Source organism: Priestia megaterium NBRC 15308 = ATCC 14581 (genome assembly GCF_000832985.1).
Classification (GTDB): domain Bacteria; phylum Bacillota; class Bacilli; order Bacillales; family Bacillaceae_H; genus Priestia; species Priestia megaterium.
In genome coordinates, this window is sequence record NZ_CP009920.1 from 5,129,866 (window position 1) to 5,144,047 (window position 14,182).

Consider the following 14,182-nt stretch of genomic DNA (forward strand, 5'->3'; position numbering starts at 1 on the left):
GTAATTTAAAACAATTCGTATAGACTGATGACAGTGGACAAGCACACATTTTTTGTACAAGCTTTAATTAAGATAAAAGATCGTATTTATAAGCACATTAAAAAGTCGCTGAGACTAATCTCTGCGACTTTTTAATAACCATTTTCTTCAATTGTTAATGCTTCACGCAAAGCGATATCTTTTCGGATATTATGAGCGATTTCACGCGTGATTTCTCCTTTTTCATAAAGTTCTTGCACCGTTTCCCGCTCGGTATGAAACGCTTTATAACATAAATCTCTCGTTGTTTTTTTACGTTTGCGTGAATTATACTCCGTACTCTCTTTTCTAAGTCTTGCCATGGATCTATGGTATTCGCTAATAATAGCAAGTGAAATCATTCGATTTTCTTCATTCATATTTTCTTTAATGACCTTTATCGCTTCTTCAATCATTTGAATACGTACTTTGTTCACTTTGCTTCTTCTTCGCAAGCTTTGTTTTCTTAACGCCTGCTTATTCGGTGAAAAAATTCGGACTAGTAATAATAAAACTTTTTTAAACCTCATCCAGCTCACCAATAATTTGTACCTTACACGATTGGTTACAGCCATTTCAAGCTTGTGCGTATGTTCCAAACAAATATACGCTGTCTCACGGTCTATTTTTTCCTCTTTTAATAGCTTTTCCACCAATTTCCCCTTGGCCTGAAGAGCCAGCAATCGAATTTCTTCTTCATACTGTTTGTTTTCAGAGGCTTCTAAAGGATGAGTTTTAACGATGATATTATTAATCGTTGTATTATACGTTGAAATTAACGAAAGGGCTGCTCCACGATTTTCCTCGGTCATTTCTCTTTTTAACCGCTGAATAGCAGCTTTGTGCACTTTAATGCGTGCTTTAACCTCTTTTGTATTGCGCTCAGGCTTCTTCGGCGCCTTTTCTGTTTTCGCAATGAGAGGTAAAAGAATACTTGCCGCAACTAGGGTTAACAATATAACGCCTGCTGCTAGAAAAATAATCAGAGAGCGTTCCGGAAAATCACTGCCGTTATCAAGCGTATATGGAATCGAAAATGCTCCGGCTAACGTAACCGCTCCTCGTACACCTGAAACCGTAATAATGCCAATAGAACGAGGCTCAGGTTTTAGATGCTTGTTATTTTTGTAATACCAGCCTACTGACCATGACACCATCACCCAAATAAATCGTAGTACAAGCAAAAAGACAGTAATAATCAAAATATAAAGAAGCACTTGTCCATTATTAAAGTTTGGATCTTGAATAATTGCTTTCGCCACTTTAGGTATTTGCAAACCAAGCAGTACAAACACCAAGCCATTTAACAAATATAAAATAACCGTCCAAGTACTTTTTGATACTACTTTAAGCTGCTGATTAGGTGATTCTTCTCGGTCGCGCTCAATCGCATGCACAATGCCGCCTGCTACAACTGCCAAGATTCCTGATAAATGAAAATGTTCAGCAATGTAGAAGACAACAAATGGAGTTAGAATTTGTATTAACATATGAATCGTAATATCTTCCATTCCTAAACGTCGAACAAGTACACGCAGTCTGATAATCAAAAAAGCGATAAATGCTCCTACAAACAAACCGCCCAGCGCTACCCAAAGGAACTGAAATGTAGCATCTACTATCGAAAAGACGCCCGTTACGGTAGCAGCTACTGCTACTTGAAACGCTACAAGACCAGAGGCATCATTCATCAGCCCTTCGCCTTCCAGCAAATGCATAATTCGCTTAGGCAGCTTTACTCGGCTCGCCATAGCTCCAACAGCCACTACATCTGTTGGGGACAAAATAGCGGCTAGTGCAAATGCCGCCGGTAACGGAATGGAAGGGATCAGCCAATTGATTAAATATCCCCCTACTGCCACCGTTACAAAAACCAGTCCCAGCGCTAGTAATAAAATAGGTGTACGAAGCTTCCAAAGAGCAGCTCTTGACACGTTTTTCCCATCATTAAATAATAGCGGGGCAATAAATAAAATAAAAAATAAATCAGGCTCTAAATGTACATCTCCACCAAATGGCAAGATAGCAAGCCCTGCTCCCAAAGCTATTTGAACTAATGGAACAGGAATAAATGGTACAAAATGATTAATGATATTAGATAGACCAATCAAAGCCAATAAGACTAATATCGTCAGAAAAAATTCCATGAAAACAATCGACTCCTACTTCTATTTACATCCTTTTAAAGGTATCACGTTATCTCTTTTCATTTATTTTATAGTGTTTAGTTTACGCTTTTTGTGCCAAAAAATGTTGTGGGTTATTAAAAAGTGCTCTTTCTTTTCGGTAAGTTTATTTCTACGGACATTAAGGGAACAGTATACATGATATTCTTTATTTACCATATAAATCAGCTCATCAAACTTTTATAAGGGAGGTGTTCCCTTATCCGTTTCAACGGGGTAAGGAGATAAATTTGGAAACAGTAAATGTCATTTTATTCATCGTATTAATTATATTAACAGCCTTTTTTGTTGCAACGGAATTTGCCGTCATTAGGGTACGGTCGACTAGAATCGACCAGTTAATTGAAGAAGGAAACCGGAACGCTTTAGCAGCAAAAAAAGTAGTATCAAATTTAGATGGTTATCTTTCAGCCACACAGCTGGGCATTACGGTTACCGCACTGGGTCTAGGCTGGATAGGTGAACCTACGGTAGGCCATTTATTAGAACCGCTTATTGACATGCTTCCTTTTGCTACATCACTTTCGCATGTCATATCTTTTGTTCTTGCTTTTTCGGTTGTCACATTTTTAAATGTGGTAGCTGGGGAACTTGCGCCCAAAACAGTGGCGATTCAAAAGGCCGAACAAGTGACGCTGTTATTTTCCCGTCCTCTTATTCTTTTTTCTAAGTTACTTTATCCGTTTATTTGGCTTTTAAACCACTCAGCAAGGGGCGTTGTCGGATTATTCGGCCTGAAGCCAGCTTCTGAAAACGAAGTAGCTCATAGTGAAGAAGAACTTAGAATTATTTTATCTGAAAGCTATGAGAGCGGTGAAATTAATCAATCGGAATTTAAGTTCATGAATAATATTTTTGAATTTGATAATCGTACAGCTAAAGAAATCATGGTGCCTCGTACGGAAATTGTTAGCGTATCAGCAGATGAAACGATAGAAGAATTCTTAAAAATGGCTAGAGTAGAGCAATATACTCGCTATCCAGTAGTTGTAGATGGAAACAAAGATCAAGTGGTGGGATTAGTTAATATTAAAGAAATATTAGCGGATTACATAAAAGAAGATGATATTAAACCACGTACCGTGCAAACGTATATGAAACCCATCATTCAAGTCATTGATTCCATCGCCATTTACGACTTATTGCTTAAAATTCAAAAAGACAGAATTCACATGGCCATCTTAATAGACGAGTACGGAGGAACAACAGGGCTTGTAACGGTAGAAGACATTTTAGAAGAAATTGTTGGTGAAATTCGTGATGAATTTGATGATGATGAAATACCGGACGTACACAAAATTAGTGAAAATCACTACGTACTCGATGCGAAGGTGTTGATTGAAGAAGTAAATGACTTACTCGGAACAAATATTGAGCAAGAAGACGTTGATACCATTGGCGGCTGGATGCTGACCGAAAAGTTTGATCTTGCTAAAGGTGACAGCATCACAAACGAAAGTTTTTCATTTAAAGTCATTGATATTGAACATCACCATATTAAACGAATCGAAATAACAAAGGAAAAAAGTACGGATAACAGCTGATTATCCGTACTTTTTTTGATGCTCTTTTTTAAATGTCAAGTACTCTTTATTCTCTCGTACCTCCTTCCATTTTTTCATAAAAATAGCCGCCGATTTTGCTTTTTGTTCATCAATTTGCCGTTCATTACGCTCTCCGTCTTTGCTATATTTCTTTCCACCTTTGTAGTTCGCGTAGCGCCTGGATCGCGTATATCCCATTTGGAGAAATTTCCGGGCCATGTCCATTCCAACAAAATCGCTTTTTTCTTTGTAGGTTAAAAAAAGCTGATAAATGGCGTCCGCGGATTCCTCAGCAATTTCAGGTGTTCGAAAACGCCAATGAGGAAGAATTTCACTTTTATACGGCTCCACAAGGAGAACTCCTTGTTCTCCTTTTCCTACTCTATACTTTTCAGGATGTTTTCTAAAATCGATATGCTCAAAGTCAAGTGAATAATCAAATGCCACGGCTCTCCCCTCCTTTTTGATCTCTACCCCTTACAAATGAATGATAAAACTTTTCTTAAAGAAGTTTTTTACATGCAGATGCGGGTAATAATAGGTGGATAAGTATGACTAACTTTTTTCTCCATGCTAAAAGAAGGCCGAACTTATTAAATCATGGTACGGGAGCTTTCTATCAAATTCGCCATTATGGGAAAGAAGATGTTTCCGTGATGTCTGCTGTCATCAAGGCATTAACCGTAATCGCTGAAACAAATCGCTCTGCCATCAAAAACGACGTGTGGGTTTTCTCTTCCTATATCGTAGAAGGGCTGCAAAAAGAAGAGTGGCTTAAAATGGACGAAGAGTTTCTTAATCAGCTGCTCAAAAACCTTGCAAAAGCTTGTGAAAAAAAAGGCGCTTCTATGTTGATAGAATAAAAGTCAAAAAACGCCGCTCATCAACTGAGCGGCGTTTTCTTACGATATAAGGTGCTCTATCTCTTCTCTCTTTTTCACTATTATAAGTTTATCGTTATATGACGTACGAAGGATATGCAAAATTTCAGGTTTACTTTGCTTTTCGAAATCCGCATTCCACTGAAACATTTTAATGAAAATAGAAAACGTCCGTGCATAATTTGCTTTTTCTATTTTAGCTTTTTGCAGAACATACCTTTTTATAATAAATCATATTCTTTTTAGATAATGGATGTCGAGAAAAATAATAAGGTCAGCTCTATTAAAAATTTCATTCACCCACGTATAGTATAAGCCTTCTATAATCCATTCTTTTGAAGCTGCAATATGATGTAAACACTTTTTTCTATCCGTTTCACTTCTTCTTTTATCTCCTTCATATGTTCGTTCCCACATAATGTTATTAAGTTCGTAGTGAGGAACTTTTAATTCATGGGATAATAAACGGGCAAGAGTTGTTTTTCCACTTCCAACAGCTCCAACGATATGTATTTTTTTACATGAAGCGCTTTGAATACCTCATCTCCTCCTACTTCAAACCTGTTTTTTTACACATATTGTATAATTCACGTTCTTTTTCTCTAATGCAAACTAGAACATTTTATGCTAGTATTTTATGGTACTTGACTGAAAAAAGGAGTGAAATCGCAGTGCCTAAAACCCTTTTTGGAAAACTTACGCTGTTTTGGATTGGACTATTTTTATTGATTACAGGTCTATTTTTTTATTATAAATATACAAACCAAGCGTTTACCGCTGCAGATTTATTCTTTCGCGCCTCTCCTCCTTTAGCTGCTATTGGCTTCCTTTTAAGCGCAGCCGGACTATATGAAGAACGAGGAAAAAACAAGCTAATTCCTCTCGTTGTACTCAGCATTAGTTTTGTCATGCTTTGCCAAGCAGGCTATCATTTTATACATATGCATACTCCCCCGCCGCGTCCCTGACTTTGTCTCATTCTCATTTATAAAAAAGCTCTTCGTTTAGTATATTAAACGAAGAGCTTTACTCTCTATTCAAATAAACGCACAAGCTTTTTTGTGTAGGGATGCCTGTTTTTATCAAATAGATTTGCACGGTCAAATTGATCGATAACCTCGCCTTGCTGCATAACCATCATGCGACTGCTCATAAATTTCACTGCCGCTAAATCATGCGAAATAAACAAATAAGATAGCTGAAACGTCTCCTGCAAATCTTTTAATAAATTTAAAATTTTTGCCTGTACTGTAACGTCAAGACTCGCTGTTGGTTCGTCTAATAGCACCAGAGACGGACCTACGCTAATGGCACGCGCAATCGCTACACGCTGAAGCTGTCCACCGCTGAGTTCATGAGGATAATTCAACGCATATTCTGCGCTAATCCCGACTGTTTCTAACAAATAAAAAGCGAGTTCTTTTTCGTTTCTGCTCACATGAGATAAAAATGAAGGAACGGTTCGCTGCTGCCGTAAAGGCTCGAGCAAAGAATCGATGATTTTTACTTTTGGATTAAAAGAAGCCGCGGGGTTTTGAAATACGACTTGCATGCCTAGACGAGCTTGCTGCAGTTTTTTTCCTTTTAACCGGTGAAGAGGTTTCTCTGCAAACCATACTTCTCCCTGCTGAATCTCTGTTAACCTTAGCACACTTTTTACAAGCGTACTTTTTCCGCTTCCACTTTCTCCAACAATCCCTACACATTCTCCTTTATCGATATGCAAGGAAACATTATTTAGTGCTTTAACGTCTTTATACTGTTTCACCAGCTGCGTGACGTGTAATATACTTTTTTCTTTCATATCTCACTCCTATATCAACACTTTTTTCTGCATATCTAACAATCGATCAGGCGTTTTCTGTAAAGAAGGAATGGCGTTAAACAGTTTTTTTGTATAAAAGTGATGCGGAGCGTGAAACAGAGATTCGATACTGTTTTCTTCCACGATCTCTCCTGCTAACATAATGGCTGCTCGGTCTGCATATTTCCGCACATGACGCAAATCATGGGTAATAAACAAAATGGCACAGCCTGTTGCTTCTTTCAGCTTATGCAGCAGCTGAAGAACTTCAGCTGCTAACACGCTATCTAAAGCCGTGGTTGGTTCATCTGCAATAATCAAGGCAGGCTTCATCACCAGTGCTAAAGCAATCGCTGCTCGCTGAAGCTGTCCTCCGCTCAGCTGAGAAGGCTGAAGCTGTCCTCCGCTCAGCTGAGAAGCATAGCTTTTATACACGCGTTCATTAGGTAAATTCACAGCTTTTAGAGCCTGAAAAATGGCAGCAGTCCTGTCTTTTTTAGCAAGCTTACTATGTGTACGAATCGTTTCATCAAACTGCTTTCCAATTGTTAAAAAAGGAGTAAAGGCGCTTCGATAATCTTGAAAGATATACGAAATATCTTTTCCAAGGATAGGCGCATATCCTTCCTGCTTAAATATAATAGATCCTCCTTTAAGCGTTACACCTGAAGGCAGCAGTCCTCCTATCGAAGCAGCAGTGATACTTTTACCGCTTCCGCTTTCTCCAACGAGCGCCATCCACTGTCCTTGCTCGATTGTAAAAGAAACGTCTTTTACGATTTGTTTTGTTTTATTATGAATGGCTAGATGCTTTATTTCTAAAACGATGACGATCACCTCTTTTACTGATTAACTTGATATTTCCCTCGAATATATTCACCTAAAGCTGTAAACGCCAGCACAAATAAAATAATGGCCACGCCTGGTATCAACATTAACTGCGGAGCATTGTAAAAGTAGGCCCTGCCTTCATTTAGCATCGTTCCCCATTCCGGAGTAGGCGGCTGAGTCCCTAGTCCAATATAGGATAATGAAGCCATCATTAAAATAATTTTCCCTATATCCAGCGTAGCAAGAACAAGAATATGTCCTCCCACATGAGGAAGAAAGTGGCGCAGGATTAAAGGTAGTGTTCCCACTCCGTTTAATTTAGCGACCAGCACATATTCTTTTGACTTTTCTTGAAGCACAATACTGCGCACTACCCTTGCATAACCAACCCACTTTACAATAACCATCGCAGCAATTAAGTTAAATAATCCAGGCCCTAACAGTCCGCTTAAGACGATGGCTGCAATATAGTCAGGAAAAGCTAAAAAAGCGTCTACAATTCTCATTAAAAAGCGGTCTATTTTCCCTCCAATATACGCTGAAACTAAGCCAACAGGTACTCCAATCAAAAGAGAAAGAGCTAAGACAAGAAAGCTAGTTCCAATTGTGGTCTGAGCTCCAGCCACGATTCGTGAAAAGAGATCTCTGCCTAAGTGATCAGTTCCTAACCAGTGATCACCGGTGGATTTTTGAAGCCGATCTTGCATATTAACTTGTGTGGGATCCATCGGTGTTAGCTGACTTCCAAACAGACAAAATAAAATAAGCGCAATACCACACACGCTTATCACTACAAAAGGAAGCTGCGGCTTTTTCACGTTTTATCCCCTCCCTTTACATAGAGCTGGGGATTTACATATTTGTAGCTCAAATCCACAAATGAATTAATTAAAACAACAAACAGGCCCATCCACAAAATATACCCTTGAATCACAGGATAATCACGATTCATAATCGCATCAATGACTAATTTTCCAATGCCAGGATAAGCAAAAAGCACTTCAATGATGACCGTTCCTCCAAGCAAACTGCCTAAGCTCGTGCCTAAAATGGTAAGGATGGGCGTTAAGCTATACCGGAACGCGTGGAAAATAAAAATGCGGCTTTCACTGATTCCTCTTGCTCGAGCGGATCGTACAAAATCTTGTTTCAGTCCTTCTAGCAGACTAGCTCTAATCATTCGCATATACACAGCGGACATGGCAAAACCGAGTGTTAAAGAAGGCAGTACAAGATGAGCCGCTGTGCCTGTCCCCATCGAAGGAAGCCATTGAAGACGTACAGAGAACAGCTGTATAAACAAAAGGCCGAGCCAAAAGCTTGGAATAGACGCTCCAATTAAGGAAATACTTCTGCTGAGATAATCAATCCATTTATTCGAGTATAGTGCTGACAGCGTGCCGAGTGGCACAGCTATTAACAGCATCACAACCAAAGATGCAGCCGTCAAGCGCAGCGTAGCCGGAAACTTCTCGGCTAATTCATCGATGACAGGCTCTTTTGTCATATACGAAGACCCTAAATCAAACTGAAAAAAGCGCTTCAGCCACTTTACATATTGAATATATACAGGCTCATTAAACCCTAGCTCTGTTCGCAAACTATTTATTTGTTCCTCAGAAACTGCCACGTCATCTACACGGAGCATTTGCTTAACTGGGTCTCCTGGAGCCAGCTTCATCAAAACAAAGCTGAGAAACGATAGGATAACTAAAAAAATGAGTAATTCTATTATTCTTTTACCAATTAATTTCATATCTATTTCACATCTAAATCCTTTGTTATCACATAGTATTCACTTTTAGTTGTGACCCAATTTTTCACATTGTCTCTATAGGCCACAAAATTATTCGGATGAACAATCGAAGAGTGGAGCGTTTCTTTTTCTACTATTTCTCCGGCTTGCCTTGCTAACTCATTGCGCTGTTTTTGATCAACTGTTTTATTGAGTTTATTGATAATGGAAGTTAATGCTGGTTCATGAAAATGACCTACATTAAATGCTCCTCCCTCCATGTAAAGAGCATTAAAGAAATATCCTGCATCTCCTCGCGGCGCGGTTACTAGACTATATGTAACGATTCCCCAATCATTTTTTGTTGTCATATACTCGTCCATATTTTCCACTTGTTGAATGTCTATTTTTACACCAATCTTTTTTGCTTCTGACTGAAGCATTTGTGACATTAAAGGCAGTTCTGGACGATAAGGGTATGTAACAAGCTTAAAGGAAAGCTGTTTTCCATTTTTTATTGCTTTTCCATCCTTGAGTATATAACCGGCTTTTTCTAAATATGTTTGAGCTTCACTTGGTCCATAGATTTTCGTTTTTTGATCGTTCGAAAAATCTAAACTCTTTAAAAATGGACCATTTGCTGGGGATCCTTGACCTGCAAGCGCTGTATCGACAACATCTTTTGGATTTAATAATACATCAAACGCTTTTCTCACATTTTTATCTTTAAACGCTTCTTGCCTTGAATTATAAAAAAGCATTTGATTTCTCAGGCTCGGCTGTACATCTACTACAATAGAAGAATCTTTTTTTAACGTGTTTAAGCTTTCAATAGCCGGACGGTACACAATATCGGCTTCACCTGATTGCAAAGCGGACGTTCGTGCATTTTCATCATCATTAAATGTTAACACAACTTCATCCAATTTTGGTTCCCCGCCCCAGTATTCTTTATATTTTTTTACTTTCATTTCATTATCCGGTTTAAACGAAGCTACTTTAAATGGCCCTGTTCCCACGGGTTTACTTTTTGTATCTGGAGGAGCATCTACATCAATAATTGCTGTGTTTGGATGAACAAGTTCAGAAGGCAGCGTGGCAAGCGGCTCTGTTGTTGTAATGGTTAAGATTTGGCCACTGGCTTTTATTTCTTTAATTTTAAGTGCACTTTTCATTGCTTCGCTTTCTTTTATCGTTCTTTCTAACGAATGTTTCACGGCTTCAGCATTTAGATCCTTGCCATTTTGAAACGTAATCCCGTCTCTAATCTCAAATACCCAGGTCGTCCCATCATCTTCTGTTTTCCACTTTTTTGAAAGCCACGGTTCAGTCTGTAATTGCTCATTAACTTTTACTAACGTTTCGGCAATACCGGCTCGTACAGTTGTATAATTTAACTGTGGATCGAGCGTGTCACTTGGAAAATTCGATACAAAAGTAAGTGATTTCTTTTTGCTCTTTTCTTCGGTACTCGCAGAGTTACTCGAACATGCCGCTAGCAGACCTATCGCAGCAAGCGTTAAGCATAGCAAACTTATCCTTTTTCTCATATAAACCCCTCCTTTATTCAAAACAATCTTTCTTTTATGTACGGTTTCTAACTATAACTTCCTCCTTTTAAATCGTAACGATTATTATTATCATAAAAAGTTTAATTTGTTTACCTTACTTTGTCAACAAAGGTTTTTAAAGGATATAGGCGCTCTAACAGTTGTTTTCACCCTTTATGATGATTAAAATTTATTGATAACGCATACAAATGAGCATAAAAAAAACAAAGCCTTCTCGAGGCTTTGTTTATGCAGCGTGTTTTTTTCTTTTATATTTCCACATCATATATCGATAACGAATCGTGCAGCCTATACAATATCCCATTAGCGCTACACCAGCAGCAAGAATCACCATTATACTAAATACATAGCCGACAAGCGTATAGCCCATTAAAAATGAAATGAAAGCAACCCCCATACATATCGTTGCAATCCATTGGTTAAAAAGCTGCTGATCCCGGTCTTCCATTTGATAAGAAGAAGCAGGCTTTTTGAGAAGCTTTTTCCCTGCCATAATTACGGGATTACGCTTTGTTGCAAGTGTGACTACTCCAATGAGAAAAGGCAAAAGTAAAAGCCACTTTGCCGCAAGTAAAGCGATCAAAACCGTTATAACGATAAAGAGTTGATTAAGCTGAACTAATGGTTTGGGAATGCTCATGGAACTCCTCCTTCTTAAAACCTATTATACAAATTGGTTTACTAATTTAAAAGAAAAAGCACTCCAAATGAACGATAAGACTCATATAAAAAAGTTACATAATTTCACTAACGTACTTTAAGATCAGTATCGTAAATAAAATCAAGACAACGTATCGTAAAGAACGAATTCGACGTTGAAGAAGACGTTTTACATGCCTTTTATTACGCATATGGGTTCTCCCTTTCGTATATTGAATTGTCTCTAGACACACTTATATCATACTTTTTCGGAGAACACCAACGTCAGAAAAAATTGCCAAGAACCACAGCTTTATGCGCTTAAAAAGCCTTTTCCAATTACATCTCGTACATCGTGTACAATCACAAATGCTTCATCATCAATTTTTTTAATCAGCTTTTGAAGCTTAATGAGCTCTTGTTTATTAATGACCACATACAAGATTTCTTTTGATTCTTTTGTATAGTTCCCTCGACCGTTTAGAATCGTTACTCCGCGATCAAGCTGTTCATTGATTTGATCTGCTACTTCATTTTTGTTGCTTGAAATAACGGTAACGGCCTTTTTGGCATCAAACCCTTCAATAACAAAGTCAATTACTTTTGTTGTAATATAAAGCATGACGATCGTAAATAGTAGCTTTTCGATTCCAATAATAAAATAAGAAGCCAATACCACTAGTAAATCAACTATTAAAAGTGCATGACTGACTTTCCAGTTTAAAAACTTATTTAGAATTCGAGCAATAATGGCTGAACCTGCTGTTGTTCCACCAACTCGTAAAATCATCCCAATTCCAACGCCTAGCAGTACACCGGCAAAAACCATGCCAATGAGCTCTTCATGAAGATGAAGACCCCAACCTTCAGTTACGTGAAGAAAAATAGATGTAGCGATAATCGTAATCATCGTATAGACGATGGTTTTTTTCTCTAAAAATTTATACCCTACGATAAGCAAGATACCGTTTAAAATAAAGTTAGTGCTGCCCGTTGAAAGATGCGTTGTATAATATAAAATAATTGATATACCCGTAACGCCGCCTTCACCTAGTCCTATTGGAATGACGAACATGTTAACTGCAAGTGAAAATACAAACGAACCTATTAATAAAAAGATGACATCTTTTACTGTTTTACTCATCGATTAAACCTCCTCGTCATAAAAATTCACATAAAAAAGTCCCTTCTCCAAAAGAGAAGAGACGCTTATGTTTAGTTTTTATATTACGTATTCTTAAATTGCCATGTATGACTATAATATGTTCAAATACGTTTGTCAAACGGAAAGTTTATGCATTATGTGTAACCACGGCTATGAGTCATTTATCTTTTATGTATACTAGGAATGTTTTAATTTATTTAAACAAAGACGGATGCAGGAATTAGTTGACTCAATCAATTCTTTATCGCCTTTTTTCAATCGAATTTCTAACGCACGTTGAAAATAGTGATGTGCTCTGGAAACAACCCGCTGATCAAGTAAACATTTTCCATAATGCTGATAGACAAAGTCTTCATATATGTGAAGGTCTTCATCTGCTTTTAATTGTTCAATGAGTAGCTGAAACGTTTCATTCGCTTTATCCCACTGTTCTTGCCAGTGATATGTATGTCCAAGTCGGATCGTATTCAAAAATTCACCTATTGTATCAGCATGCCGGTCATATAGATAAATGGCCAGCAGCAGATGTCTTTCACTGCTCGTTAATTCTCCAAGTATGCGCTCATATACACCAATATGTCCATATGTTTTAGCAGCGGCACACTCATCCTCTTCTTCAAGAGCTCGTTTCTTTAAATAGATAATTCCCTGCTTCATTTGGTGTGGGTTAACCGGAACTTCTCGAAGCTGTTCATTAAATCGATAACTCATATTAAACGGAAGATCTCTGATGTTCATGCACGCTCCTTTCATGTGGCACATCAGCAAACATACTTTCATGACCGCTTGCTTATGGTCCATTGGATGTAGGATTCTTTCCATTTTGATACGTTTACGCGATTTACAGGAAAGCTCAGCAAAAGTGCTGAGCTGTTGGTTCTTATTATTTTACTTATATATCCATTTTATCACAAAAAATACTACCGTAAAGATGCTCAGGCAGTCTTCATATAAAAAAATGGTTTTTTATCAATAAAAATGGTTTTATGCTCTTGAAAGCCTATACGCTGATACAATTTCTTGGCTTCTACGTTATTATATTCAACGTTTAACGATAAAAACATCTTACGCTTTTTGGCTTCTTGCTTGGCTACATTTAAAAGAGCCGTTCCTATCCCTTTTCCACGATAAGCTTCATCTACACATAGAGAGTCAATATAATAATCTCCATGTTCAGTTTCTATATCAATTTCCCATGCTGGATTATTAAGTTTAGCACGTACAAAACGCTTAACTGGTTCATAAAGCGTTTGTAACATACTTCCTTCGTAGCAAAGCATAAGTCCAACTACCTTCTCCTCGACTTCTGCGATTGTAATATGATGATAGCTATAGCGATTCTTCTCAGACAGAATAAACGCTTTAAGTCTTAAAAGCGCTTCTTCATTCGTTGTAGCCGCCGTATGAGAGCGTGCAATACTGCCAAGCATGTCATAAAGTAATTCCGTTACAGCAGAAGCATCTTCTTTTCTTGCTTTCCTTATTTTCACGATTTTCAAACTCCCTTTATTCTCTTCGCTTGCGTTATTTGTAGCAAACCTTCTTACCTATCTACTTTAACACGAAAAAGAAAAGAAAGAAAAAATTAACTGCTAATCTTCCTTTCATTGTATAATTAATGTATATTTTCAAATGAATGGATGATGACTATGAAAAAACACCGTCAGCAGAAAGATACTACGGTAAGTGGATGGGAAGTTTTAGCAGAAATTCTTTTACAAGTGCCTCAGCTGCTCATATGGCCCCTGCGTCTTCTTATACGGATTGGTCGCTCTTTGTTGGATGGTATTTAGCCACTCCTATACAAA

15 protein-coding genes are annotated in these 14,182 nt (G+C 37.9%); 4 read left to right on the top strand and 11 right to left on the bottom strand.

Annotation, left to right across the window (positions count from 1 at the left end):
* Positions 1–131: 131 nt before the first annotated feature.
* Positions 132–2,165 carry a Na+/H+ antiporter gene (locus BG04_RS26365; RefSeq protein ID WP_034651066.1) on the bottom strand — a complete coding sequence of 678 codons (2,034 nt, stop codon included), beginning with the start codon at positions 2,163–2,165 and terminating at the stop codon, positions 132–134.
* A 269-nt stretch (positions 2,166–2,434) separates the two neighbouring features.
* Here BG04_RS26365 and BG04_RS26370 point away from each other — a divergent pair, with 269 nt between their 5' ends.
* A complete protein-coding gene (locus BG04_RS26370; protein WP_034651065.1) occupies positions 2,435–3,748 on the top strand; it encodes a hemolysin family protein in 1,314 nt (437 codons plus the stop codon).
* On the opposite strand, the gene BG04_RS26375 is transcribed toward BG04_RS26370, so the two are convergent.
* Entirely contained in the window at positions 3,749–4,195 is a 447-nt protein-coding gene (locus tag BG04_RS26375; RefSeq protein ID WP_013083648.1) for a DUF4385 domain-containing protein, read from the bottom strand.
* Positions 4,196–4,299: 104 nt separating this feature from the next.
* On the opposite strand from BG04_RS26375, the gene BG04_RS26380 reads away from it, so the two are divergent.
* Positions 4,300–4,611, top strand: coding sequence for a hypothetical protein (locus BG04_RS26380; RefSeq protein ID WP_034651062.1), 312 nt, complete (start codon positions 4,300–4,302; stop codon positions 4,609–4,611).
* 689 nt (positions 4,612–5,300) lie between these two features.
* On the top strand, positions 5,301–5,597 hold the full coding sequence (locus tag BG04_RS26385; RefSeq protein ID WP_013083651.1) for a hypothetical protein: 297 nt from the start codon (positions 5,301–5,303) through the stop codon (positions 5,595–5,597).
* Positions 5,598–5,662: 65 nt separating this feature from the next.
* On the opposite strand, the gene BG04_RS26390 is transcribed toward BG04_RS26385, so the two are convergent.
* The 9 genes from BG04_RS26390 to BG04_RS26430 form a co-directional block, all read right to left on the bottom strand.
* On the bottom strand, positions 5,663–6,433 hold the full coding sequence (locus tag BG04_RS26390) for an ABC transporter ATP-binding protein (protein ID WP_034651057.1): 771 nt from the start codon (positions 6,431–6,433) through the stop codon (positions 5,663–5,665).
* A 9-nt stretch (positions 6,434–6,442) separates the two neighbouring features.
* On the bottom strand, positions 6,443–7,270 hold the full coding sequence (locus BG04_RS26395; RefSeq protein ID WP_034651055.1) for an ABC transporter ATP-binding protein: 828 nt from the start codon (positions 7,268–7,270) through the stop codon (positions 6,443–6,445).
* Positions 7,271–7,275: 5 nt separating this feature from the next.
* A complete protein-coding gene (gene nikC, locus BG04_RS26400; protein WP_034651053.1) occupies positions 7,276–8,082 on the bottom strand; it encodes a nickel transporter permease in 807 nt (268 codons plus the stop codon).
* A complete protein-coding gene (nikB, locus tag BG04_RS26405; protein ID WP_034651050.1) occupies positions 8,079–9,020 on the bottom strand; it encodes a nickel ABC transporter permease in 942 nt (313 codons plus the stop codon). Before nikB ends, nikC begins: the two co-directional genes overlap by 4 nt.
* 2 nt (positions 9,021–9,022) lie before the next feature.
* Positions 9,023–10,549, bottom strand: coding sequence for a nickel ABC transporter substrate-binding protein (gene nikA, locus BG04_RS26410; protein ID WP_034651047.1), 1,527 nt, complete (start codon positions 10,547–10,549; stop codon positions 9,023–9,025).
* A gap of 247 nt (positions 10,550–10,796) precedes the next feature.
* Positions 10,797–11,210, bottom strand: coding sequence for a DUF4395 domain-containing protein (locus BG04_RS26415; RefSeq protein ID WP_034651044.1), 414 nt, complete (start codon positions 11,208–11,210; stop codon positions 10,797–10,799).
* Between the two features lie 312 nt (positions 11,211–11,522).
* Positions 11,523–12,353, bottom strand: coding sequence for a YitT family protein (locus BG04_RS26420; protein WP_034651041.1), 831 nt, complete (start codon positions 12,351–12,353; stop codon positions 11,523–11,525).
* Between the two features lie 198 nt (positions 12,354–12,551).
* Positions 12,552–13,112: a hypothetical protein gene (locus BG04_RS26425; RefSeq protein WP_034651039.1), complete on the bottom strand. Its 561-nt coding sequence runs from the start codon at positions 13,110–13,112 to the stop codon at positions 12,552–12,554.
* 197 nt (positions 13,113–13,309) lie between these two features.
* Positions 13,310–13,864, bottom strand: coding sequence for a GNAT family N-acetyltransferase (locus BG04_RS26430; protein ID WP_016764587.1), 555 nt, complete (start codon positions 13,862–13,864; stop codon positions 13,310–13,312).
* Between the two features lie 159 nt (positions 13,865–14,023).
* On the opposite strand from BG04_RS26430, the gene BG04_RS30100 reads away from it, so the two are divergent.
* Positions 14,024–14,167: a hypothetical protein gene (locus BG04_RS30100; protein WP_155276297.1), complete on the top strand. Its 144-nt coding sequence runs from the start codon at positions 14,024–14,026 to the stop codon at positions 14,165–14,167.
* Positions 14,168–14,182: the final 15 nt, after the last annotated feature.